Genomic DNA, 23222 nt, shown 5'->3' on the forward strand with positions numbered 1-23222 from the left:
CTTCCTTGATCCAATCGGATATGGTCTCCTCCAGACGGATCGGACCGATCTGAAGCGCATGGGTGCTCTTTAGCCATGTGAAATAATCCGCCGACCAGGGTGAGTTGGCGACGGCGACCGCCGCGAGGCCCAGAACCGTGCCGGACGCAGCCTCGGTCTCCAGAAAATCGAGCGTCAATTTGCGCGCCACGGCGGCCTCCATCAATGCTGAAGCGTTCGTGACGCCAGGTTATCGACGGGCGTCGGACCGGATTCATCGCCACAGCGACGCCAGCCTGGCCGCGCAGCGGCCTGATTTCTACGTCAGTCCTTAGCTGATATCGACCAGACATCAAAGATGGACGATCAGAGATGAGCCGATCATGCCGCCAGCGGAGCTTCCTCGACGCCTCATAACCGGATTGTCGGCGCGAAACGCCATAAGCGTCGGCGACACCGTGCGTCATGGCGCGATCATTGACTTGACCGCGCCACCTCGAAGCTCCCGTCCGAAAGCGACGCCTGGACCATGGATTGGGTGCTTAGGTATCGCCTGTGCCAGGACAGTGCTTCGTCAAGCAGCATCGGCGTTTGCTGGCCGTATGATCCATTTACAGCCCGCTGATAGTAGTCCGCCAGCATCGGCCGATAGATGGGGTGGGCGCAGTTTTCGATCACGACCTTCGCGCGTTGCTTGGGCGACAGGCCGCGAAGGTCCGCAAGCCCCTGCTCCGTGACGATAACCTGGACATCCTGGTTGATGTGATCGACATGCGAGGCGTGAGGGACGATCGTCGAGATCGCCCCGCCCTTCGCCGTCGATGCGCTCATGAAGATCGAGATATAGGCGTTCCTGGCGAAGTCACCGGAGCCGCCGATGCCGTTCTGGATGCGCGAGCCCATAATATGGGTCGAGTTGACGTTGCCGTAGATGTCCGCCTCGATCATTCCGTTCATCGCGATGACGCCGAGACGCCGGATCAACTCGGGATGGTTGCTGATCTCCTGGGAGCGCAGGATGATCCGGTCGCGATATCCGCCCATGCGTCGGTTGACGCTCTCGCTGAGGTCCGGGCTCAGGCTGAGGGCCGTTGATGACGCCATTCGCAGCTTGCCGCTGTCCAGCAGCGCCATCATCCCGTCCTGGATCACCTCCGTGTAGGCGGTCAGGTTCTCGAACGGCGCCTCGATCAGACCGGTCAGGACCGCATTGGCGGTGTTTCCAACGCCTGACTGCAGCGGCAGCAGCGACGGCGGCAGGCGGCCCTTCTTCACCTCATGCTCGAGAAACTCCAGCAAATGCCCGGCGATGGCGAGGTCGTCGGCGCCAGGGATCGTAAACCCGGCGTTGCGATCCGGCCGGTCCGTCTCGACGATGGCGACGATCTTTTCGGGGTCACAACGGAAACAGGGTTCGCCGATCCGGTCGCCTGAACGGACCAGCGGGATGGGCACACGGTTTGGCGGCAGCGCTGCGCCGTAGTAGACGTCGTGCACGCCCAACAACTCGGGGCTCTGCCAATGGTTGACCTCGAGGATCACCTGGGTGGCCCGATCGAGCCAGGTCTTGTTGTTGCCCACTGACGACGCGGGGATCAGCGCTCCGTCTTCCCGGATGCCCGTCACCTGGATGATCGCCGTATCGAGCGGGCCAAGAATGCCCTGCCAGGCCGCGGGCGCGACCTGGCTGAGGTGCATGTCGAAATACTCCATCTGGCCACGGTTGATCTTGTCACGGCAGGTCGGGTCGGAGTTGTAAGGCAGCCGGAACTCGATCCCGTCGGCCTTGGCCAGGGCGCCGTCCAACTCCGGTCCGGTCGAGGCGCCGGTCCAGATACGCAGCTTGAAGGGTCGCCCCGCCGCATGCTCGGCCTCGATCCGGGCGGCGAGCGCCAAGGGCACTGCCGTCGGATAACCCGAGGCCGTGAAGCCGCTGAGACCGACCGTGGTGTTCGGTTCGATCAACCGAGCCGCGTCCTCGGCCGACATGATCTTGGCGCGATGTTCCGCGCTAAGGATGCGTTGATCAGTCATCTTCGGTTCCAATGCTCAATACAGTCCCAGCCGCAGGCCGCCGCCCGGCTCGATCTCCTCGGCGTCTTCGCGCGCAAACAGGCTCCCTTCGCGCACCCTGCCAACAGGCGACGTCGACAGCGGTCGAGGGCGGCCTTTGACAGGTCAAGGCGGCGCCGCACCGATGATGCCCACCGCCCGCGCGGCGAGCAGCATCAGCGCCACGGCGAGAACCGGCCCGAAAATCACAAACGTGTGGCGGGTGAGCCGTTCAGGCAAATAGGTGTCGGGAACACACGCTTGCCCCTGGGCGAGCCGGTTCACAACGGTTGTCAGCGGACAACTCAGGCCGCTCATCACGAAGAGCCCGATCTCCGCCGCCAGAAGCGGGCCGATGACGGACAGGGTCGCCAAGGCCTCGCCAGTGATGGCGACGAAAATGAGCATGGCGGTGGCGCCCGTCATCACGGCATAGATGAGCGTATGGAGCCCTCGCACTGCCTCGATCATGAGATCCGCGGGCGCGCGCGGCGAGATCTCGGACTCCCGCCTGGTTTTGTTCAGGCGTGCTGCTGGGGCTTCCGCGACGCGGGTTTGACGATCCATCAATGGCTGACGATCAGACAGACGGGAGCACCGATGAGAAGGTCATGGGTGACACCGCCCGACGCCCCGTCACGCATCTGAGCGTGTCCAGAGCCGCCAGCGACGATGAGGCCTGCTCGGGCGGTCTGGGCGAAGCGAATGATCTGCTCGCCCCGTGCCGATCCGTCGCTCCGGACGACGTGTGCGCTGGCGACGACGCCATGGGTTCCCAGATAGTCCGCGACATCGGCCGTTCGCACCTTAGCGCCTGAGAGGGCGCCTTCTGCCGCGATCTCGATGACATGGACCCCTGAGGCTGACTTCAACATCGGCAAGGCGCCCAGGACGGCGCGCTGGGCCTCCGGACTGTCGGTCCAGGCGACGACGGCCGCCTCACCAATGGGCCCGCGCTCGGGATGCGACGGCGCTATGAGCAGGGGTCGCCCCGTGGCCATCAGAAGGTCTGCCGGATCGAGCGCCTCTATGGAAGCCGTCTCCACCCGGCGTTGGCCAAGCATCAGGATGTCCGCCGCCCGCAAGGTCTGGATCACGACCTCGCGGGGGCAACCTGTGCGTCCGCGCCACTCGAACCGCCCTGTCGTCGCATTCGCGACTTCCCAGAACGCCGCCTCGGCCCTGTTGACCCGTGTCGCCCCAATGTCCTGGTAGAGGGTCGCCGCTTCGCCGAGCATGGCTCCGCTCGTGTCGCCGTCTGTCGCCGGAGCCTCCGTCGGGCTCCCCATCACACCTAAGACACGGCCCCCAAAACGGGCGGCGATGTCTGCCGCGAGCCTTACGCGGGCCATGCCGACCTCGTTGTCTTCGACGTGGACCATCACGCTCGAGTAGTTCATCGCCGGCCTCCTGTGAGCCGACAGGAGATCGCAACGGCGAACGTCTCGCATTGATCGGGATCAACGAATTTCGGGCCGAACTCTGGGAGAAACGCTTTTCCCTCGAGGATTCACCCATGGTCATCCGGTCCGCCGTGGCGGCACTACTGCTTGCGTCGTGCGCGGGGGCAGACCACACGACGGCGCTCTCGGCTACCCCCATGACGGATGTCCCTGCCCTCGACCTGCCCGCTTCGGCTCAGCGCGGAAGGGCGTTTGCCCAGGCGCAGTGTTCAGCCTGTCATGCGATCGGTCCCGAAGGGACAAGCCCGCTGTCGCAGGCCCCGCCGTTGCGGGACCTCAGTCAACGCTACCCCGTCGAAGAGTTGGGGGAAGCCTTTGCCGAAGGCTTCTCCACCGCCCACACCACGATGCCGGAGTTCGTGCTCGATGCAGCCGATAACCGGGACCTGATCGCCTACCTGGCCTCCATCCAAAGCCGCCCCGCCCAGCCGAGGCGCGCTGTGCGACAACCCACTCGCCCCTAGTTTTGTCCGGGCCTTCGCGCCCGTCCGGAGAAGGTTTCGAAAAGGGCGAAGGGGCCGAGATGGCTGCTCAGGCGATGCAAATAGATTGCTGTCGAGCGGTAAACCTTCAAGAAAAACGCGACCGCTCGACAGGACGCTCCATCACGATCGGCTATCAATCCTTCCAAGGCGAAGCTTACATTTGAGACGATAGTGGCCGACTTCAATATTTCCGGCAGCGTCATTTTGATCCAGGTCAAGCAATTGCCTAGGTGATCGCCCCATCTGGGCGCACAGTGTCTTATGTTGGTCGTTACGAAGCCTTTGCTTGCGCCGCGATCACCTCCGCCCCCCGGATGTGCCGAACGGCCCAAGGTCGCCGATTGCGACAGCTGCGGCGCTCGCGCGCTCAGCGTCTGCGGGGCCGTTGATGCGCCCGATCTTCAACGACTCGGCGACCTGGCCGAGGTGATGAAACTGAGAACGGGCGCCGTACTGATCCGCGAAGGCGAGCCGGCGCCGCATGTCTTCAACATCACGACGGGGTCGCTGCGGGTCTATAAGCTGCTGCCGGACGGGCGACGTCAAATCACAGGCTTCCTGTTCGCGGGCGATTTTCTCGGGTTGGCGATCGGCGAGACCTATGTTTTCTCGGCGGAGGCTATGGAACCCTCGACCGTGTGTCGGTTCCGCAAGGGCCCCTTCCGCGCGCTTGTCACGCAGTCGCAGCCTCTCGAGCACATGCTGCTGCATCGAACGTCCCACGAGCTTGCGGCGGCCCAAAACCAGATGTTGCTTCTGGGCCGCAAGACGGCGATCGAGCGGATGGCGTCCTTCCTGCTCGATCTGCCCGGGAACGATCCGGCCCGTCCATCGGCGCCGGGCCACGTCCGCCTGCCCATGAAACGCGGCGAGATCGCCGACTATCTCGGCCTGACCATTGAGACCGTGAGCCGCGTTCTCACCCGGATGAAGGTCAAGGGACTGATCTCGATGCCGTCGCGCAATGAACTCATCGTCGAACGTCCGCTGCGGCTCCGGCAGCACGCGCTTGGCGAAGTCTGACCGAAGCTGTTTGCGCCAGATCAAGGCTCGCGCGGCGCGCTTGCGCTAATGGGCAGGACCTGAGGAGATCTAGACCATGACGACGCCTGACATCTATCCGCCCATTTCCGGCGAGGCGGTCGAGGCGATCGCGCGCCTGTTGGCTCACGAACGGCTCCTAAGCATCGGGATCAATCGACCGGACGGATGGCCTCAGGTGACCACAGTCGGCTACATCAACGACGGGCTGAACCTGTATTTCGTCACCGGCCGCGAGAGCCAGAAGCTGGCCAATCTCCAGGCCGATCCTCGCGTCTCGATCGCGATCCATGCGCACGGCGATGCAAGCGGCGCCGTCGGAGTGTCTATGGCGGCCCGCGCCGCCGAGGTGACGGACGCTCATGAGGTCGAGCGCCTCAACCAGCTGATGTTCGCCAGTTGGCCGTTGATCAGCGTCTATTGCCCGGCGAGCAGCTCCGTCGCAATCATTCAGGTCAAGCCCGAGCTCATCTGCGCCATCAGCGCTTTCAAGGGACGCAGCAAGACCGAATGCTTCTCCCTCGGAGACGCCGCCATGCCACGATCGGCGGCGCCCGCAAAACGCGACGACGCTCAGACAGCCAGTCTGGAAGCGCGGTTGTTCTGACCACGAGGCCTTGCCGGCGGGTCGGCTCCGAACCCGGCCCTCCGGCCAGCGCCGCCGCGCCGTCGTCGGCGTCCCCAGCCTTCCGTCGCCTTGACCGCTGACCGGACAGCGGGGTCTGCAGCCTTGCGGCCTGCCGGCATGAGGACCCATGCGGTGCTGCGTCGGCCAGGACGACAGCCTTGCTCAGCTCTGTGATCTTGCCGTCCTGACCCGTTTTCCGCACCAGTAGCGACGCACAGAGCAGTTGCGCCCGATCGGCGAAGCCTCTGTCAGTGCGACAGCATCACCGGCGCCGTCATCGTTGCGCTCAACATGTGCTGCGTTGCGCCGCCCAGAATGAAGTCTCTCACTCTCGAGTGGCCGAAGGCGCCCATCACCAAAAGATCGACGTGGCGTTTCGCGACATAGGTCGACAGGATCTGACCCACGCCTTCACCTTGGGCAGGGACGACCTCGGCGACACCCTTGACGCCATGACCGGCCAGATGACGAAGGACGTCGACGCTCCGGTCGGCATCGACTCCCGGTTTGTCGCCAGCGACCGTCACGACCCGAACTTCGCCGGCCTGCTTCAGGATGGGCATGGCGTCGGCCATCGCCCTTGCTGCGGCGCGGCTGCCGTCCCAGGCGAGCACCACGAGATCAAGGGTCTGCGCACGATCCGGAATAGCGTCGTCAAACACGATCACCGGCTTTCCGGAGTCGAACAGGACAGCGCGTGCGACGTCCTGCTGCCCGTCGTAGGTCCCACCCAAAGGTACGATGCAGAGATCGCGCGTTCGCGCCGCCGAAGCGACATTGCCCGATATGTCGAACAGCTGGGCGCGCGACTGAAGGGTTTCGTACGGGACGCCGGCGGCGCCGGCCGCCGCTGCAAAGGCGATTAGGATTTCGTCGCACTGGCGGCGTGACCGTCCTTCTTCGTCCCGGGCCAGGCCGGTGAGATCGATCAGATAGTCGGCCAGATGATTGCTTCTGACCGGGAACGCCACCTCCGCCACCAGGCCGGTGAGCGTGCCGCCCAGGACCCCCGCAATGGCGATGCCGCGCGCGACCGACTGCGGCGACGCGGGCTCCGGATAGCTGTCGATGTGGAGCAGAATATCCGTCATGGCCATGGGGCAATCCTCGTTGAATGCCGACATTTCCATCATCCAGGGCGACGAGGTCGTTGACCCAGGTCAAAGACTTGAGCGCAATGGCAGAAAGTCTCCGCCAAGCATATCTGCGTCCAAATGCCACGCAGGTCTTTTTGGAACAGTTTCATATGCCGATCCCGTCCTCGCTAGAGAAAGTAGACCGGCTCTCATGACTGTATATTGGACTCCCATGCATTCTTTTTTCATCATGCGAACGTGATCAGCGACTCCGCAACCAATAACGCTCTCGACCGCTAATTTCATAGAACAATCACGGAGAGAATTATGTCGTCGAACCAGACTGAACAGGACGCCGCGCAGGTCGAGATCGCCAAACGGGCGATGGAAATGAAGACAGCTGCGCCGGCGCCCCATCACCCCGCTCCCGACCAGACTTCGAACCCGGGCATGAATGACACGCCCAATACAAAGATCGCGCCCTCCGGCGCCTTTGATGCGGAGGGCCAACGGCCTGTGCTGGAGCGGTCTCGCAAGGTCCGTTGAATTTTGAGTTACATACAGTTGGGAGACACCATGGATATTCAGATCAACACTTCGAACAACCTCGAGGGCCGCAATGCCGTCGTCGAGCATTTGGAAACCGTCGTCCGCGATCGGCTCTCGCGCTTTGAAAACCGCCTGACGCGCGTCGAACTCCACGTCGGGGATGAGAACGGCGACCGAAGCATTGGCGGTGACATCCGATGCCAGATCGAAGCGCGCCCGGCGGGTCGGGATCCGGTGTCGGTCAGCGAGCAGGCCGACACGATTGATCAAGCCGCCAGCGGCGCGCTCGGCAAGCTCGCAACGCTTCTGGATCGGTCGTTCGGAAAACTGACCGACCGAAAAGGTCACTAGGCGCCAAAACCGGTGACCGCCGCGCCGCACTGAAGGGTGCAAGGATCGCGCTGTCGTGAGGCCTGGGGAATCAGGATCATCCTTCAGACGCGCGACCGACGCGAAGAACCGACGACAGGTCCCGGCGCCAAAGGCGCCGGGGTCTGCGTTTGCGGTCACGATTGTGAGAAGCGGATCAAGGCGAAGGTGGCGAGCAGGGCCACGAGTCCACCGGCGACCACGCTGGTCGTAACGGGATAGGCGCGCACAGTCGCCGAAACCTGTTCGCGCGTGGTTGCGGCGGACGAACCTGCCGCCTCGCTTAACTGCTCGGCCGCCCGCGTGATGGCCTCTGCCGAACGTGCGACAGCGTCTTCGGCGTCTGCGCCAGTCTTCTTTGCGGCGTCCTGAAGGTGGTTGGCGGCTTCGTCGGCAAGCGCGTGCAGATCACGGCTCAAGGTCTTCAAGGCGGAATGCGTCATGGCTGACTCCTTTGGATGACGCCCACACTGAAGCCGACCCCACGCTGCAAGTCGGTGATCTGGATCAAGGTGACGACGGGGCGACAGGCCTAGGGTCCGGCCATCGCAGGACACGCTCTTCTCGAGCAGGCCGCTCCGGCGATGGAGGCCATCGTGAGAACCCAAACCTTAAGCACGCTTGTCGGGGCGGCCCTGTCGTCCGAACCGGAGTTGGACGCCGGCGCGATCACGGTGATGAACGACGGCTGCGTGGTCACCCTAGGAGGTTCGGTCGACAGTCTGGCCCAGCGGATCGCCGCCCAAAAGGCTGCGCTTCGAGCCGACGGCGTCCACGGCCTGGCGATGGACATTGAAATCAGACGTCCTGGCGAAGAAGACTTTTCTGACGGCGCGATCGCCAGGGACGCCGTGGACTGTCTCGAACGCGACAAGATCGTCGCAGGGGCGAAGATCCAGGTCATCGTCGATGACGGCATCCTCACCCTCAGCGGGAGAGTGCAACATGCTTGGCAGCGGCTGGCCGCGAGCAGCGCCGTGCACGAAGCGCACGGTCTCCTGGGCGTCATCAACGACATCATCGTCTCGCCCCCCATCGGCGCTTCGCGCAGGCCCGCGCCGTACCCAGGGCGGTCGGCGATCACGCGGGCCTGGCCGGCGCCCGGTGACTACGGCCGGTCGACGACATCTTGAAACCCTATGCCTGGGTCGGAACATCCGGCTGGCGTTATGGCCCCCCGGGAGTGGCCCTCTATGTCCACATCACTTGATCCGCCTCATGACACCGCGTTGAATCTTGCGCTGTCCCTAATCTCCGCCTCGGTCGCGCCTGTCTTGCTGCTCGACGGCGACCTTGCGGTCGTCGCCGCCAGTCAGAGCTTCATGGAGACTTTCAACGTCGGACTCGAAGATATCCCTGGCGCGCGCCTTGCCGATCTTGGCGACGGCGAATGGAATGTGCCGCAGCTCTGGTCGTTGCTCAAGGCCACCGCCTATGGGCAGGCTTCGATCCGCGCTTATGAAATGGACCTCAGGTCGTCGCAAGGCGTGCGTCGCCTCGTCGTGAACGCTCAACGTCTCGACTACGGCGACGGACACGGTGTCCGGCTTTTGCTCTCCATCCAGGACATCACAAACGCGCTTGAGAGAGAGCGCCAGCGAGAGTCTCTCATCCGGCAGAAGGATGATCTCATCCGCGACAAGGCTGTTCTGGTGCAGGAGGTCCAGCACCGAACCGCCAATAGCCTTCAGATCATCGCCAGCGTCCTGATGCAGGGTGTCCGCAAGGTGGGATCGGACGAGAGCCGCGATCATCTGCGAGACGCTCACCAGAGGATCATGTCCGTCGCTGCCGTTCAGCGCCAGCTGGCCGGTTCGGATCTGGGCGACGTGGAGTTGCGCGGCTACTTCACGGACCTGTGCCGTAGCATCGGGGACTCGATGATCCGCGATCACAACCAGCTCAGCCTGAAGGTCACGGTCGATGACAGCATCGCCCCATCGGGGAAGTCTGTCAGCCTGGGCCTGATCGTCACCGAACTGGTGATCAACGCGCTCAAACATGCCTTCCCCAACGATCGCGACGGCGAAATCGATGTCGATTATCGCGCGCAGGGCGACGGCTGGACGCTCATGGTCTGCGACAACGGCGTCGGCCTGCCCGAAGGTCCAGGCACAGCAAAGCCTGGACTCGGCACGGGCATCGTCCAGGCGCTCGCCAACCAACTCGGCGCGGTGATCGACGTGGCGAACGGCAAGCCAGGGCTGCGCGTGTCGATCGTCTGCCCTCCCTCCACCCTCGCCAAGTCCTGAAAGGACGCCCCTATGGTCAACTCCATCCTCTCCCCCGATCACGAGGCGCTGACTGCAGAGCGGAAGGCGGAGCCCTCCATCCACCATATGCCGCACGGGTTCTCGGACCGGTTCGCCCTGGGGTTCACCAAACTCCTTCGGGTCTGCGCCGACACCTTCTTCGCCAAGCGATACGGACACCGGGCCATCGTGTTGGAGACCGTGGCGGCCGTGCCCGGCATGGTGGGAGCGACGATCCAGCACCTCACCTGCCTGCGCCGGATGAAAGACGACGACGGCTGGATCCGCACCTTGATGGAAGAAGCGGAGAACGAGCGCATGCACCTGATGACCTTCATCGAGGTGGCCAAGCCGACGTACTTCGAACGGCTGGTGATACAACTCGCCCAGGCGATCTTCTATGTCGGCTTCTTCCTGCTCTACCTGGTGTCCGCACGCACGGCTCACCGGGTTGTCGGCTATTTCGAGGAGGAGGCGGTGATCAGCTACACCCTCTATCTCAACGAGATCGACGAGGGCCGTTCTCCCAATGTCCCCGCACCAGAGATCGCGATCCATTACTGGAAGATGGCGCCGGATGCGACCTTGCGGGACGTCGTACTCCTCGTCCGGGCTGACGAGGCTCACCATCGCGACGTCAATCACGGCTTCGCCAGCACCTTGAACGGCGAAATCACCGATCGCGCCCAGGCCGCGCCCTACCCTGCCCACGCTGCAGAAATCCGGGCCTGAGCCGATGTCTCTTGCGTCTCCTGTCCCTTCGTTCGGCCGCATCGCGATCATCGGCGCCGGGCACGTCGGTGCGACCGCCGCTTACGCCATCATGCTTCGCGCCCTCGTGCGCGAGATCGTCATCATCGACCAGAACGCCGCCCTGGCCGAAGCCGAGGCGGCGGACATCGCCGACGCCAACGCCCTGGCGCGACCCGCTCGGGTCTGGGCCGGAGACTACGCTGACGCCGCCAGCGCCGGTATCGCCGTCATCACCGCCGGCGGCGCAACGCAAGGGTCGCAGAGCCGGCTTTCCGTAGCGGCCGAAAGCGCAGCCATCGTCAAAGACTGCGTGGGCAGTCTGATGAGGGCGGGCTTCAAAGGCGTCTTGCTCGTCGCGGCGAACCCGGTCGATTTGATGACCCTCGTCGCCGCCGGATGCTGCGGACTTCCTGCGGGGCGGGTCATCGGCACCGGCACTCTTTTGGACACCAGCCGGCTGAAGCAGACGCTGTCGCAAGCGCTCGCCGTCGCTCCGGCGTCGATCGAGGGCCTCGTCCTTGGCGAGCACGGCGACAGCGAAGTCGTTTGCTTTTCGACGGTCCGGATCGGCGGACAGCCCCTCGATCCCTGCGGTGGAGACCAGCCTCGGATCGACAAGGCCTTGATCGCGCGCCAGGTTCGTGACGCTGGCTACGACATCGTCAAGGGAAAGGGGTATACCTCCTACGGCGTGGCGACAGCGATCGTTCGCATTTGCGAAGCGATCATACGCGACGAGCGCGCCGTTTTGCCGGTGTCCACACAGCTCACCGGTCAGTATGGATTTTCTGGGCTCTGCTTGAGTCTGCCCTGCATCATCGGCGCAGAAGGCGTGGAGAAAATCCTCGCCCCCGAACTTGATCCGCATGAGGTGGCCGCGCTGGCGACATCCGCCGAGGTGTTGCGGACAGCCTTTGAATCCCTGTCCGCTTCAGGGCTGATGCCGTGACCCTGCCGTTGACCTGGATCAACGACGGGGTGTCGTAACGCGGGTCAATGTCGGGGTATGTCCCTACTCTCCGCCGCGCGCCACACCGTGGTCCTGGTCACTGCTCTGACCCTGGCCTCGTGCGAGTCCGCCGTTCCCAATCCATCCCAGGGTCCGATGACGACCCAGACTCCATCATTGTCGATCGCCCTGCAAACCGAGGCCGCCTCACGCGGACGCGCCCTGGCGATCATCGGCTGCGCGAGTTGCCACGCCATCGATCCCACCGGATCGAGCGCCTTGGCGTCCGCTCCGCCCTTCCGCGATGTGGTGCGTCGCCGATCGCTTGACGATCTTGAGACAGCCTTCGCCACAGGCCTTGTCACCTCTCACCCCGCCATGCCCGCTTACGTTTTCAGGGCCAGCGAAATTGACGACCTGGTCGCCTATCTGGAGACGCTTCGGTCGCGGCCGATGTCCGAGGCCTCTCGCTAGCTGCGGCGAACCTTTGCTGACGCGGCGCTCTCTTGGGGCCCCATGAAGAGCGTGACTGTCGTCAGGCTTGCCATGACGAACACCGCGCCGACCAGGGCGTTCGGTCCGAACGCGCGATAGGCCAGAGCGCCGATGATCGCCCCGGCCAAAAGCCCGCTCCACAGAAGCAGGAACGGCGCCCAGCCGAACCGGTCGCCGCCCACAAGCGCCGCCGTCAATCGCTTTCCCATCTTCACAAGGGCGCCGGTCATGTAGGTCAAACCGATCCGGACCTCGCCATCTTCCGCAAACACGGTGTTCTCGGCTCCCATGGCGAGCACCATCGGTATCGCCACGAGCAGCCCGGCCCCAAGCCAGTGAAGAACCACGGCCAACGCGAGCAGAATGGTCACCAGGCCTAGCACAGCGGGGCGCCGCCAGATCGTGGCGAGCCGACCGACCAGCGCACCGAGCATTACGCCGATGACGAAGGTCACGAGCAGCAAGGCCGCGAGCCCGGCGTGCGCCGGCTCTTCGACCAGTCCGATCCCAAGCCGGGTGGTGTTGCCGCTCATGAAGGACACGAAGAAGCCCCCCGTGACCAGAAACCCGATCGCATCGACATAGCCGGCGACCGCGGAAAAGGCGGCGGCCAGCGCCCGCGTGCGATTATCGGACTGCAGCACCGCTACGCCGCCGCCAGAGACGGACCGCCGTCCCGGTAAGCAAGAGGCATCCGCTGAAGCTGTCCGGGTTCGAGCCAGTAGCGCGCGTCACCGACATAGGCCGCCATCGCCTCTCCAGTCCTGACGACGATGGAGAGGCTCTGACCGACGGCGTCGATGGCGACCTCAAGCGCGCGCCCCCGCCATTGGAGAGGGATATGCATAGTCGTCCAGTCCGGCGGAAGCTGAGGGCGCAGCCTGATCCCGTCTTCCGTGAAGGAAACACCGGCAAACCCCATGACCGTCGTCATCCACACCCCCCCGAGCGCGGCCATGTGAAGTCCCCCGCCGATCGCCGCCTTGGCGTCGCTGAGGTCAATCGCGGATGTCCGCCGGAAATAGTCAAGCGCCTGACGGGTCCGGCCGAGGCGGGCGGCGGCCAGACCGTGCATTGCAGTGCTGAGCGAGCTGCCATGGCTGCACCGCGGCGCATACCAGGCGAAGTTCGCGGCATCTGCACCATCCGGGAAGGCTTCCGGCAGAAGAACAAGGAGCGCCACGACATCCGCCTGTTTGATGATTTGGGAGGCTGCGGTGCGGTCGCGACCGAGCACGACGTCTATCGGGACGGAGCGTCCTTCATAAGCCTGCAGGTCGATGTCTTCGAGGTTGGAGTAGCCTTCGAACTGTTCGAACAGGCCCGTGTCAGCGTTGAAACCGGTCGAGAGGGCTTCAGCGGCGGCCGGCCAGCTCGCGAACTCGGTATCGGTCAGGCCCAAATCCATCGAAAGCGCGGCCCACCGGTCCGGCCAGTGCTGCCGCAGCAAGTTCGCCACCTCGACGCCGCGCTCGATGTTCCAGCGCGCCATGACGTTCGTGAACGCATTGTCGTCGATGCTCTCATGATATTCGTCCGGGCCGATCACCTCTCGGATGTGCCGGCGCCCGTCTTCTTCGGGGACCGCGCGGCTGACCCAGAACCGAGCGGTCTCCAGCAGGATTTCCGCGCCAGCGTTCAGCAGGAAGGCTTCATCGCGGGTCAGGGTCCAGTACTGCCAGACGGCATAGGCCACATCCGCGCTGATATGCTGTTCCTGGGAACCGCAGAGGATGTCGAACACCTGCCGATCGGGCGCCACGGCCTGGTCCGGCGTGACATCGGCGCCTGTGTCCGCCGATTCCCACGCATAGAGCGCACCGCGCCATCCGAGGCGCGCGGCCTTTTCGCGTGCGCCGTCCAGCGTGTGGAAGCGGTACATCAGCAGCGCGCGCGCCGCCTCGGGCCAGGTGAGGCAATAGAAGGGCAGCAGGAAGATCTCGGTGTCCCAGAAGACGTGGCCCGCATAGTCCTCGCCTGTCAGTCCGCGCGCCGCGACAGAGACGAATTCATTGTCCGGATTGACCGCGCCGTTCAGGTGATAGGCGGCGAATCGCAGCGCCTGTTGCGCCGCCGGGTCGCCCTCGATCTGGACATCACTGGCGCGCCACCGGTGTGACCAGGCGTCTTCGTGTCGCGCCAACACGCCAGACCAGCCGAGACGGACAGCGGCGTCGAGTTCCTGGCGCGCGCGCGCCGCCAAGTCGGTGGAGCCGGCGTCGTCGATTTCCAGAGCGACCAGCCGTGAGAACTCGACGACCTGCCTTGGCGACGTCTGCCAGTTCCACGCCATACTGAGGCCGTTCAAGCCGTCTGCGGACAGGTCGACGTTATCGACGGTCAGGAAGGCGGTGGCGGCCATGGCCAGACCCTTGGCGGAACGATGCGCGCGCCAGACCGCCAGGGCCGGCTCCTCGTGATCGAGCCTCAGCGCCGCGTCGGCCGGCGCCACCAGCGCCTCAAGGCGGACCTCTGAGTCGCCCTGTTCGATCAGGAAGCGGATGCGTTGCAGGCCAATGGCGCGCTGACTGGCCGAGACCAGCCGCATTTCGTGGACTCGAACCGCGACATTGTCGCGGGTGTGACGACACTCGGTGAACAGAGCCCCGCGGCTCATGTCCAGGCTCATCCGATAGGACGGCACGTCGCTGGGCTCGTGGACCATCGGTCCGTCGGGCAACAACAGGCGGACTTGCAGCCAGTCCGGCGCCGGGACGAGCCGTGGCAAGGCGTCAATCGCATCCCCCGTCGCGAACAGGCCGGCCACGGAGGTCCGGGAGGGCGTGATCCACCGTTCCCCGCGCGTGAAAGCGCGCCCGCCCCGCACCCCCATCAGGCCGTTGCTGAGGGTGAAGCGTGATTGTCGGCTGGTCTCGCGAAACGGATCGTAGCCGATGGCGTCGACACGCCATTCCGGATCCGCCGTTGGGTCGAAGGCGGCTGAGGCCGGGGTCGAGGCCGTCATGGGCCGCACCGGTCCAACCGACCCAAGTCCAGGGCCGGAACATCGACCTCGTCGAGGGTTGCAACGACGAGGCCGGCGCCGGCCGTGGCGAGCAGGTCCGTTTCACCGCGGCGGGCCACGCCCAGAGCCTGCATCCGCGCAGCGCGCGCGGCGGCGATTCCGGCCGGGGCGTCCTCAATAACGAAACAGGATGCCGGCGCTGCCTGCATTTCGAGGGCGGCGAGCAGAAAGAGATCTGGGGCGGGCTTTCCACGGGGCACCGCGCGTCCGGACACGTCGGCGTCGAAGAGATCGAACAGGCTGCCGCCGCCGTCGCCAGGGATGGATCGCATCATGGCGGTGGCGTTGCGTGAGGACGATGCCGCGGCCAGACGAAGACCTCGACCTTTCAGGGCCACGGCGAACCGGACAGCATCTGGAAAGGCCACGACGCCGCCGGCGGCGATGAGCTCTTCAAGCCGCGCCTGTTTGCGGATGGCATAGGCCTGCGCCCGCGTCCCGGCATCGGGCACGCCCAATATGGTCAGGGCCGCGAGAGCGCCGTCGAGGCGGGGCTTGCCCGCGACTTCGGTTTGATAGATCTGCGCGGTGAAGCGGCTGGGATCACAAATCCCGTCGAGCGCCTCGCGCCATGCCTGCTCATGCGGCGAGCGTAGGAGGACTCCGTCGACATCAAAGATCGCGCTGGTCAAGCGCGCCGTTGGCGTGGATCGGCCAGCGATCTCATCATCGGGCGGGGTTGAACTCATCGAGGCCATCTCATGGCGCAGATTGTGATCTGTCCGGATCCGTCGCGCCTTGAGCCAGATCAATGACCGATCCTCGTCACGCCCTGGCCGGGCTCACGGGTGGTGCGCGGCTCGCCCGCCAGGCGTGGGTCAGCCAGCGAGTCGGAGCGGCCCAGCCCCCGGTTACGGCGGCCACGCCAAGGGCCATCGCCAGGACCTCCATAGGGGGCGCTTCAAAGCGGAACAGGGTCTCCAAGGGTGGAACAAAGACGCACAGTGTCAGCACCGCCGAAGCCGTCGCCACAATGGCCCAGAAGATGCGGCGATGGGGGTCGAACAAGGGCACGCCAGAAGACGCGGAGTCCGTGAGCGCCAGCACCATGTTCGCCATGGCGAGGGCGACGAACGCCGCCGCCCGCGCTTGGGTCTCGGGGATCTGTTGCAGGGCCCAGAGATAGAAGCTCAGCACGCCGAAGAGGATCACGAGCCCCTGAAGGACGCCGAACGCGATCTGCCTCGGCCCAAACAGAGCGGCGTCGACCTTGCGCGGCGGTTTGCGCATGGCGTCCTTCTCGCTCGGCTCGGCCTCAAAGACGAGCGAGCAGACCGGGTCGATGACCAGTTCGAGGAAGATGACGTGGGCTGGGAAGAGCATGGGAGGCGCGCCGAGCAGGATTGGAAGGAGCGCCAGGCCCGCCAGCGGGACATGGACGGCCACGATGAAGGTCAACGCCTTGCGCAGATTGGCGAAAATCCGCCGGCCAAGCCTGATGCCGCCCACAATCGAGCCGAAGCTGTCGTCAAGCAGGACGATGTCGGCCGCTTCGCGCGCGACGTCGGTGCCCCGCCGGCCCATGGCGATTCCGATATCCGCCGCTTGAAGCGCGGGGGCGTCGTTCACACCGTCGCCGGTCATGGCGACCAGTTCGCCATTGGCGCGGAACGCCTCGACCAGCGCCAGCTTCTGGTCCGGCTGCACCCTCGCAAAGACCCGGATCCTGCGGACGCGATCTTGTAGGGTGCGCCCATCCAACCGGGCGAGATCATCGCCAGTCAGGACCCCCGCCTCGACATCGATCCCCGACTGCCGCGCGATTTCCAACGCTGTCGCCGGATAGTCGCCTGTAATCATGGCCACCGCGATCCCGGCGCGACGGGCCTCCGCGAGGGCGGCCGGGACGTCTGGCCGGACCGGGTCCAGGAACCCGACGAGACCCAGGAAGGCGAACGTCGCCTCCTTTGGGTCTTCAAATGCCGCATCCTTGCCCGAGACGTCGGCGACCGCCAGGACGCGCAGACCCTCAGCGGCCATGACGTCCAGCCCCCGCGCAATCGGGGCGGTCTGTTCGGGTGTCAGGCGGCAGAGGGCGAAGATGGCTTCAGGCGCGCCCTTGGCCGCCGCAATCAGGCCGCCGTCCTGCAGACGCCACTGCTGGACCACGGCCATGCGACCGCTTTTTAACGGCCAAGCCCCCGTGAGACGCGCTCCGTCTGAAACCACCGGGCAAAGAGCGCGGATGGCCCTATCCATGGGATCCGTCGGGGTGACTGCGCTGGCGCGGCCCGCCGCCGCCAGGATCAACTGAGCCCCTTGCGTGGGCTGGGCTGAGCGCAGGTCGCTGATCCCGTCCCGATGCCAGATCTGCGTCAGCGACATGCGGTTTTCCGTCAGGGTGCCGGTCTTGTCGACGCACAGGATCGTCGCCCCGCCCAAGGTCTCGATCACCGCGCCGCGTCGCACCAGAACGCGGTGCTGCGCGAGCCGCCAAGCGCCCAGCGCCATGAAGACGGAGAGCACCATCGGGAACTCCTCGGGGATGAGCGAGATGGCGACCGTGATCCCGGCGAGCACGGCCTGAATCCAGTCGCTTCTTAGAACACCGTAGGCGACGGTCACCGTGCCGCTCAGGGCGACCGCGAGGAGCCCGAACACCGCGACAAGCCGCCGTGTCGATTTCTGGAGGGGCGTCGCACCGGTTCGAATGGTCGCCAGCGACGCGCCAATCTTGCCCAAGGCTGTCCGGGGTCCGGTCTCAAGGACCTTCATAACCGCTTGCCCGCTGGCGATCAGGGTGCCGGCGAACAGTCGATCGTCACACGCAGGGCCGTCCAGGTCCGTGCGCGCTGTCGCCTTGGCGATCGGCGCCGATTCTCCGGTGAGCGCGGACTCATCGACGCTCAGCACATCGCCGTCCACGAGGCGACCATCCGCAGGGATGCGCTGGCCTTCGCCAATCAGAATGATGTCGCCTGGGACGAGCCCGTTGACGGGCGCGACCCTCTCTATCCCGTCCCTGATCAGCCTCACGCTCGGCTCCGCGAGGTCGCGCAGCGCTTTCAGGGCGCGTTGGCTGCGGGCCTCCTGCACCACAACGAGACCAACCGTCGCAGCAGCCGCCAAGGTCAGAAAAAGCCCCTCCCCCAGGTTGCCGATGAGGAGGTAGAGGACGGAAGCGGCCACCAGCAGCAAAAACATCGGCTCACGCAGGGTGCCGGCCAGGATCCGGCCCACCCCGCGTGAGCGGACCGGGGCGAGCGCATTGGGTCCAGACGTCCGAAGGCGCGCGAGCGCCTCGGTCTCGCTCAGGCCCTGCCATACGGTTTGCACGTCATCGTCTCCGGCGCGCCTTCTTTGGCGGCGTTCGGATCCTAGGCCAGGCCGACTCCGGCGCCTTGATGCAGGTCAAGCCTCAAGCCGCTCCAAAGGACCCTGGACCTCCGGAGCGCGCGCTCTCGGGACAGCCCCGCCCGCACCGTCAGGCTCACCCGGACACCCTCTCAGGGGCAGTACATCTCGGCAAGGACGGCGATCACCCGCAGAACAGAAGGCTCGGCGATGCGGTAGAATATTGTTGTGCCGTTCCGCCGTGTGGCGACGAGCCCCTCTTCGCGCAGTTTCGCCAGGTGCTGGGACAGGGCTGATTGGGACAGGCCGAGAACGGGCATCATCTGGCTGACGGCCAACTCCTGCTCGCCCAGCTGGCATAGGATCATCAGCCGCTTCTCGTTGGAGAGCGCCCGGAGCAGACCCGCCGCGTCTGCGGCGCTGGCTTGAAGGCGGGCGAGATCAGCATTTTCGAAGTCGGGCACAGCGTCACAACATTTATGTTTGCTAAATTAGCCTATACTAATATATAGGGCTTTCCCAGAAACTTACAGTCTTGGGAGCGTCAAGCGAGAGCCGTCTGCCTGCCATGCCTTTGCAACCTAGCGACCAAGCGCTTTTCCAACAGCGTCTCATCCCTTTCCAACCCGGAGCGGTCGTGGCGACCGCCGGTTGACCTGGGTCAACGACCTGCCCCGACCGCTTGTGTCACTGCACCTTCATCGCCCCTCTTCGATCCCTGCCAAACTTGGAGCCCGACATGCAAGACATACCCCTTCAGGACGCAGCGCGCCTCATTTCGCACGCACGGTCGGGCTCCGCCGCGGTTCCGACAGTGAGAAGCTTCTTCGACGAACCGACCAATACCGTCAGCTATGTCGTCCACGATCCGGCGACCCGCGAGGCGGCGGTGATCGACAGCGTTCTGGACTACGACGCGGCGGCGGGCCGGACGTCCTTCGCTTCGGCGGACGCCATCATCGCCCATGTGAAGGTCGAGGGGCTGAAGGTCGCCTGGCTGCTGGAGACCCACGCCCACGCCGACCACCTGTCGGCCGCGCCCTATCTGAAGGACCATCTGGGCGGACAGCTCGCGATCGGTCGCGAAATCATCCACGTCCAGACTGTCTTTGGAAAGATCTTCAACGCCGGCGCCGCATTCGCGCGCGACGGCTCGGAGTTCGATCGCCTGTTCGAGGACGGAGACGTTTTCCGGATTGGCGGGCTTGAAGCCATCGCGCTTCATGTGCCCGGTCATACGCCAGCGGACCTGGCCTATGTGATCGGCGACGCCGTCTTCACCGGCGACACCCTGTTCATGCCCGACTACGGCACGGCGCGCGCCGACTTCCCTGGTGGCGACTCCCGCCAACTGTATCGTTCGATCCGCCGCCTCATGGCTCTGCCCGAGCAGACGCGCCTGTTCCACTGCCACGACTATAAGGCCGCCGGACGCGACACCTTCGCCTGGGAGACCACGGTCGGAGCCCAGCGCGCGGGCAACGTCCATGTCCATGAAGGCGTCGGAGAGGATGAGTTCGTGGCCATGCGCGATGCGCGCGACGCCACCCTGTCCATGCCCAAGCTGATCCTGCCTTCGATCCAGGTGAACATGCGCGGCGGCCATCTGCCCGAGCCGGAATCCAACGGCGCCCGCTACCTCAAGATCCCGCTGGACGTTCTGTGATGACCGACCTTCTCGCCAACGCCATGCCGGTCCAGGGGCTGATCGGCGGCCTGATGATCGGCACGGCCTCGGCCATCATGCTGCTGGGCCTCGGACGCATCGCGGGTGTCAGCGGCCTCGCGGCGCGAGCCACAGGGATCACCGTCGACGGCGCGCCCCGTCCGCTCGCGATCGCCTTCGTGGTCGGTCTGCCGCTGGGCGCCCTGCTCGTGGCGCTGATCCTCGGACCCGTCGAAACACGGTTCGAACAGGGTTTCGCCGCCCTCATCATCGGCGGCCTGGTGGTCGGGTTCGGCACTCGGCTGGGCAGCGGCTGCACCAGCGGACACGGCGTTTGCGGCATGTCCCGACTGTCGGCGCGGTCGCTGGTGGCGACCGCCACCTTCATGCTCACGGGCTTCGCGACGGTCGCCGCCATGAACGCGATGGGGCTGGGACAATGAAGCGCCCGATCGTCTTCGCCCTGATCGCGGGCGTTCTGTTCGGCGCCGGTCTGGCCGTCTCCGGCATGGCCGATCCGCAGCGCGTGCGCGGCTTCCTCGACCTGTTCGGCGCTTGGGACCCGACGCTGGCCTTCGTCATGGGCGGGGCCCTGATCCCCATGGCCCTCGCCTGGCGAATTCAGAAGCGGATGCCTTCGCCGATGGCGGCCGAGCGGTTCGCTCTGCCCACCGCCCGCGATCTCGACCCCCGCCTGATCGGCGGAGCGGCCCTGTTCGGCATCGGCTGGGGCATCGCCGGGCTCTGCCCCGGCCCCGCCATCGCCGACCTCGCCATCGCCCCTGTCCCCGCCGCCCTCTTCGTCGCGGCCATGCTGGCCGGGATGATCCTGCACCGCCTGCTGCCCGCCGCCCCGGCGAAGCAGTCCTCCCTGGAGACATCCAATGTCTGAGATCCAAAGCACCGTCGGCCTGCCGCGCCTGAACGCGCCCGCGCCGAACTTCTCCGCCAAGACCACGCACGGCGACCGCTCGCTGGCCGACTACAAGGGCCAGTGGCTGGTGCTGTTCTCGCACCCGTCGGACTTCACCCCGGTCTGCACGACGGAGTTCATCGGCTTCGCCAAGGTCGCGGCGGAACTGAAGGCGAAGAACTGCGAGCTTCTGGGCCTGTCGATCGACAGCATTTTCTCCCACATCGCCTGGACGCGGAACATCGCCGAGAAGTTCGGCGTCAAGATCCCCTTCCCGATCATCGAAGACCTGAAGATGGACGTGGCACGCGCCTACGGCATGATCCACGAGGGGGCCAGCGACACCTCGGCGGTTCGCGCCACCTTCATCATCGATCCCGAAGGCGTCCTGCGCGCCATGCTCTATTATCCCATGAGCAACGGCCGCTCGATTCCCGAGATCGTCCGCCTGGTCACCGCCATGCAGACGAGCGACGCCAACGGCGTGGCCACACCCGCCGGCTGGCAGCCGGGCGACGACGCCATCGTGTCTCCGCCGAAGACTGTGGAAGCCGCCAATGCTCGCGAGGGCGAAGGCTTCAAATATACCGACTGGTATTTCTCGACCCGCCCGATCGCTGCCTGAGCCTTATATCGGCGCGGTCGCATCGACCGCGCCGGCGCCCTTTGAACCCAAGGACCCTCGCCGTGAAGAACATGGGAACGCTCGACCGGATCATCCGGCTCGTCGCCGTCGCCGCCGTCATCGGAGCCTATGGACTGGGCCTGATCGGCGGAACCCTCGCCCTGGTTCTCGGAGCCGTCGCCGTCGCCCTCTTGCTGACCAGCCTTACGGCGACCTGTCCGGCCTATTTGCCGTTCGGCCTGTCCACGCGCGCCCGACGCCGCTGAACCCAGTCACTCACATATCCTTTCGAGGACCATCGCCATGCCGTTCAAGACCCTTTCGGCGTCCCTCTCCGTCGCGCCCCAACTCACCGCAGGGGACGTCGCCGAGGCGGCGCGCGCTGGCTTCCGCGCCATCATCGACAACCGGCCCGACGGCGAGGAACCCGGACAGCCGACGGCCGCTGAAATTCGGGATCTGGCGGCATCTCACGGCATGAGTTTCGCTCATGTGCCGACGCTTGGCGGAGCGGTCGCGGACGAGCATGTCATGCAGATGGCGCAGACCCTGGCGCGATTGGACGGCCCGGCCCTCGCCTACTGCCGCACCGGCATGCGCTCGGCGACGCTTTGGGCCCTGACCCAGGCCGAGGCGCAGCAGACGGACGTCCTGATCATGACGGCCGCCGCGGCCGGCTACGATCTGTCGACGCTTCGCTCTCGGCTCGACGCCCGGCGCGACGCGAAGACTCCCATGGGGCCCAAACATCCCTGCGGGCGCCTCGGCTTTGAAGCCGCCGTAGCTCACCAGGATGACGTCCCATGAGCTTGGACCCTCTGCAGTATCTGCTCGGCGCCCTGTCGGGCGGTCTGGTCGGTTTCACGCTTGGCCTCGTGGGAGGCGGCGGGTCCATCCTGGCCGTGCCCCTGATGGTCTATCTGGTCGGTGTTCCAAACCCGCACGTGGCCATCGGCACCAGCGCCCTGGCGGTGGCCGCCAATGCGGCGGCAGGGCTGATGAACCATGCCCGGAACGGCACGGTGAAGTGGCGTTGCGCCGGCATGTATGCGGGGGCGGGCGTCGCCGGAGCCTTCGCCGGATCGACTGTGGGCAAGGCGTTCGATGGCGAGAAACTGCTGTTCCTGTTCGCCCTCGTCATGATCGTGGTCGGCATTCTGATGCTGCGCGGGCGGGCCGCAATCGGCAATCCGGGCGCCGAGTGCGACCGCGAGAACGCGCCCAAGGTGCTGGGCTTCGGCCTCGGGACCGGGGTCTTCTCGGGCTTCTTCGGAATCGGCGGCGGCTTCCTGATCGTGCCGGGCCTCGTCGCCTCGACCGGCATGCCGATCCTGAACGCGATCGGCTCGTCGCTCGTCGCCGTCACGGCCTTCGGTCTGACCACGGCGCTCAACTACGCCTTCTCTGGACTGATCGACTGGCCGCTCGCGGGGGTGTTCATCCTCGGCGGTCTCGCGGGCAGTTTCGGCGGCGCCCTGGTCGCCAGGAAACTGTCGGGCACCACCGGCCTGCTGACGACCGTTTTCTCGGTCCTCATCTTCGTGATCGCGGCCTACATGCTCTGGAAGAGCGCTGGCGCGTTCATCGGCGCAGGCGCCGCGACCTAAG

General features: G+C 65.4%; 27 protein-coding genes and 1 pseudogene. 17 read left to right on the forward strand and 11 right to left on the reverse strand.

The window, feature by feature from the left end:
* Positions 1-10: 10 nt before the first annotated feature.
* The 4 genes and pseudogenes from DI624_RS00220 to DI624_RS00235 all read right to left on the reverse strand — a co-directional run.
* Positions 11-202 (reverse strand): annotated as a pseudogene (locus DI624_RS00220) (Na+/H+ antiporter NhaA); the annotation flags it as partial.
* A gap of 251 nt (positions 203-453) precedes the next feature.
* On the reverse strand, positions 454-2013 hold the full coding sequence (locus DI624_RS00225; protein WP_291535290.1) for an acetyl-CoA hydrolase/transferase family protein: 1560 nt from the start codon (positions 2011-2013) through the stop codon (positions 454-456).
* Positions 2014-2157: 144 nt separating this feature from the next.
* Complete coding sequence (locus tag DI624_RS00230) at positions 2158-2598, reverse strand: hypothetical protein (RefSeq protein ID WP_291535291.1); 441 nt, start codon at positions 2596-2598, stop codon at positions 2158-2160.
* On the reverse strand, positions 2598-3431 hold the full coding sequence (locus DI624_RS00235; protein ID WP_291535292.1) for a universal stress protein: 834 nt from the start codon (positions 3429-3431) through the stop codon (positions 2598-2600). Before DI624_RS00235 ends, DI624_RS00230 begins: the two co-directional genes overlap by 1 nt.
* Before the next feature lie 50 nt (positions 3432-3481).
* On the opposite strand from DI624_RS00235, the gene DI624_RS00240 reads away from it, so the two are divergent.
* The 3 genes from DI624_RS00240 to DI624_RS00250 all read left to right on the forward strand — a co-directional run bounded on the left by DI624_RS00240 (position 3482) and on the right by DI624_RS00250 (position 5627).
* Positions 3482-3958 (forward strand): cytochrome c, encoded by a 477-nt coding sequence (locus DI624_RS00240; protein WP_291535294.1) that lies wholly within the window; start codon positions 3482-3484, stop codon positions 3956-3958.
* Positions 3959-4408: 450 nt separating this feature from the next.
* Positions 4409-5002: a cyclic nucleotide-binding domain-containing protein gene (locus DI624_RS00245; protein WP_291535296.1), complete on the forward strand. Its 594-nt coding sequence runs from the start codon at positions 4409-4411 to the stop codon at positions 5000-5002.
* Between the two features lie 76 nt (positions 5003-5078).
* Positions 5079-5627, forward strand: coding sequence for a pyridoxamine 5'-phosphate oxidase family protein (locus DI624_RS00250; protein WP_291535299.1), 549 nt, complete (start codon positions 5079-5081; stop codon positions 5625-5627).
* Positions 5628-5896: 269 nt separating this feature from the next.
* Here DI624_RS00250 and DI624_RS00255 read toward each other — a convergent pair whose 3' ends face one another.
* Entirely contained in the window at positions 5897-6772 is an 876-nt protein-coding gene (locus tag DI624_RS00255) for a universal stress protein (protein ID WP_291535301.1), read from the reverse strand.
* 279 nt (positions 6773-7051) lie between these two features.
* On the opposite strand from DI624_RS00255, the gene DI624_RS00260 reads away from it, so the two are divergent.
* Both DI624_RS00260 and DI624_RS00265 read left to right on the forward strand, forming a co-directional pair.
* On the forward strand, positions 7052-7270 hold the full coding sequence (locus DI624_RS00260; RefSeq protein ID WP_291535302.1) for a hypothetical protein: 219 nt from the start codon (positions 7052-7054) through the stop codon (positions 7268-7270).
* A gap of 30 nt (positions 7271-7300) precedes the next feature.
* Complete coding sequence (locus DI624_RS00265) at positions 7301-7624, forward strand: HPF/RaiA family ribosome-associated protein (protein WP_291535304.1); 324 nt, start codon at positions 7301-7303, stop codon at positions 7622-7624.
* A 155-nt stretch (positions 7625-7779) separates the two neighbouring features.
* Here the strand turns inward: DI624_RS00265 and DI624_RS00270 are convergent, their stop codons facing one another.
* The gene (locus tag DI624_RS00270; protein ID WP_291535305.1) at positions 7780-8085 is read right to left on the reverse strand and encodes a hypothetical protein; all 306 of its coding nucleotides are present in this window, start codon (positions 8083-8085) and stop codon (positions 7780-7782) included.
* A 141-nt stretch (positions 8086-8226) separates the two neighbouring features.
* Here DI624_RS00270 and DI624_RS00275 point away from each other — a divergent pair, with 141 nt between their 5' ends.
* The 5 genes from DI624_RS00275 to DI624_RS00295 are packed head-to-tail and all read left to right on the forward strand — an operon-like array spanning position 8227 to position 12070.
* Entirely contained in the window at positions 8227-8775 is a 549-nt protein-coding gene (locus DI624_RS00275; RefSeq protein ID WP_291535307.1) for a BON domain-containing protein, read from the forward strand.
* A gap of 60 nt (positions 8776-8835) precedes the next feature.
* Entirely contained in the window at positions 8836-9894 is a 1059-nt protein-coding gene (locus DI624_RS00280; protein WP_291535309.1) for a histidine kinase dimerization/phosphoacceptor domain -containing protein, read from the forward strand.
* Between the two features lie 12 nt (positions 9895-9906).
* The gene (locus tag DI624_RS00285; protein WP_291535310.1) at positions 9907-10626 is read left to right on the forward strand and encodes an alternative oxidase; all 720 of its coding nucleotides are present in this window, start codon (positions 9907-9909) and stop codon (positions 10624-10626) included.
* Positions 10627-10630: 4 nt separating this feature from the next.
* Positions 10631-11596 carry an L-lactate dehydrogenase gene (locus DI624_RS00290; RefSeq protein WP_291535311.1) on the forward strand — a complete coding sequence of 322 codons (966 nt, stop codon included), beginning with the start codon at positions 10631-10633 and terminating at the stop codon, positions 11594-11596.
* Between the two features lie 57 nt (positions 11597-11653).
* Positions 11654-12070: a cytochrome c gene (locus DI624_RS00295; RefSeq protein WP_291535312.1), complete on the forward strand. Its 417-nt coding sequence runs from the start codon at positions 11654-11656 to the stop codon at positions 12068-12070.
* On the opposite strand, the gene DI624_RS00300 is transcribed toward DI624_RS00295, so the two are convergent.
* From DI624_RS00300 to DI624_RS00320, 5 genes are all read right to left on the reverse strand, one after another.
* Positions 12067-12735 (reverse strand): YoaK family protein, encoded by a 669-nt coding sequence (locus DI624_RS00300; RefSeq protein WP_291535313.1) that lies wholly within the window; start codon positions 12733-12735, stop codon positions 12067-12069. The two genes, DI624_RS00295 and DI624_RS00300, sit on opposite strands and share 4 nt — an antisense overlap.
* A 2-nt stretch (positions 12736-12737) precedes the next feature.
* The gene (locus DI624_RS00305) at positions 12738-15056 is read right to left on the reverse strand and encodes a glycosyl hydrolase family 65 protein (RefSeq protein WP_291535315.1); all 2319 of its coding nucleotides are present in this window, start codon (positions 15054-15056) and stop codon (positions 12738-12740) included.
* A complete protein-coding gene (locus tag DI624_RS00310; protein ID WP_291535316.1) occupies positions 15053-15868 on the reverse strand; it encodes an HAD-IA family hydrolase in 816 nt (271 codons plus the stop codon). Before DI624_RS00310 ends, DI624_RS00305 begins: the two co-directional genes overlap by 4 nt.
* A 13-nt stretch (positions 15869-15881) precedes the next feature.
* Positions 15882-18392 (reverse strand): cation-translocating P-type ATPase, encoded by a 2511-nt coding sequence (locus tag DI624_RS00315; protein WP_291535317.1) that lies wholly within the window; start codon positions 18390-18392, stop codon positions 15882-15884.
* A 170-nt stretch (positions 18393-18562) separates the two neighbouring features.
* Entirely contained in the window at positions 18563-18874 is a 312-nt protein-coding gene (locus DI624_RS00320) for a helix-turn-helix transcriptional regulator (RefSeq protein ID WP_291535319.1), read from the reverse strand.
* Between the two features lie 275 nt (positions 18875-19149).
* Here DI624_RS00320 and DI624_RS00325 point away from each other — a divergent pair, with 275 nt between their 5' ends.
* The 7 genes from DI624_RS00325 (at position 19150) to DI624_RS00355 (ending at position 23221) form a co-directional block, all read left to right on the forward strand.
* Positions 19150-20076, forward strand: a complete 927-nt coding sequence (locus DI624_RS00325; protein ID WP_291535321.1) for an MBL fold metallo-hydrolase — start codon at positions 19150-19152, stop codon at positions 20074-20076.
* Positions 20076-20519, forward strand: coding sequence for a YeeE/YedE thiosulfate transporter family protein (locus tag DI624_RS00330; RefSeq protein ID WP_291535325.1), 444 nt, complete (start codon positions 20076-20078; stop codon positions 20517-20519). Before DI624_RS00325 ends, DI624_RS00330 begins: the two co-directional genes overlap by 1 nt.
* A complete protein-coding gene (locus DI624_RS00335; RefSeq protein WP_291535327.1) occupies positions 20516-20968 on the forward strand; it encodes a DUF6691 family protein in 453 nt (150 codons plus the stop codon). Before DI624_RS00330 ends, DI624_RS00335 begins: the two co-directional genes overlap by 4 nt.
* Positions 20961-21614 carry a peroxiredoxin gene (locus DI624_RS00340; protein ID WP_291535329.1) on the forward strand — a complete coding sequence of 218 codons (654 nt, stop codon included), beginning with the start codon at positions 20961-20963 and terminating at the stop codon, positions 21612-21614. The genes DI624_RS00335 and DI624_RS00340 overlap by 8 nt, the downstream gene beginning before the upstream one ends.
* Positions 21615-21685: 71 nt before the next feature.
* Positions 21686-21880 carry a DUF2892 domain-containing protein gene (locus DI624_RS00345; protein ID WP_003170583.1) on the forward strand — a complete coding sequence of 65 codons (195 nt, stop codon included), beginning with the start codon at positions 21686-21688 and terminating at the stop codon, positions 21878-21880.
* A gap of 37 nt (positions 21881-21917) precedes the next feature.
* Positions 21918-22421 carry a TIGR01244 family sulfur transferase gene (locus tag DI624_RS00350; protein ID WP_003170582.1) on the forward strand — a complete coding sequence of 168 codons (504 nt, stop codon included), beginning with the start codon at positions 21918-21920 and terminating at the stop codon, positions 22419-22421.
* The gene (locus DI624_RS00355) at positions 22418-23221 is read left to right on the forward strand and encodes a sulfite exporter TauE/SafE family protein (RefSeq protein WP_291535333.1); all 804 of its coding nucleotides are present in this window, start codon (positions 22418-22420) and stop codon (positions 23219-23221) included. Before DI624_RS00350 ends, DI624_RS00355 begins: the two co-directional genes overlap by 4 nt.
* The last annotated feature ends 1 nt before the right edge of the window (position 23222 follow it).

The sequence above is a fragment of the Brevundimonas sp. genome (genome assembly GCF_003248455.1).
In the GTDB taxonomy this organism is placed as follows: Bacteria; Pseudomonadota; Alphaproteobacteria; order Caulobacterales; family Caulobacteraceae; genus Brevundimonas.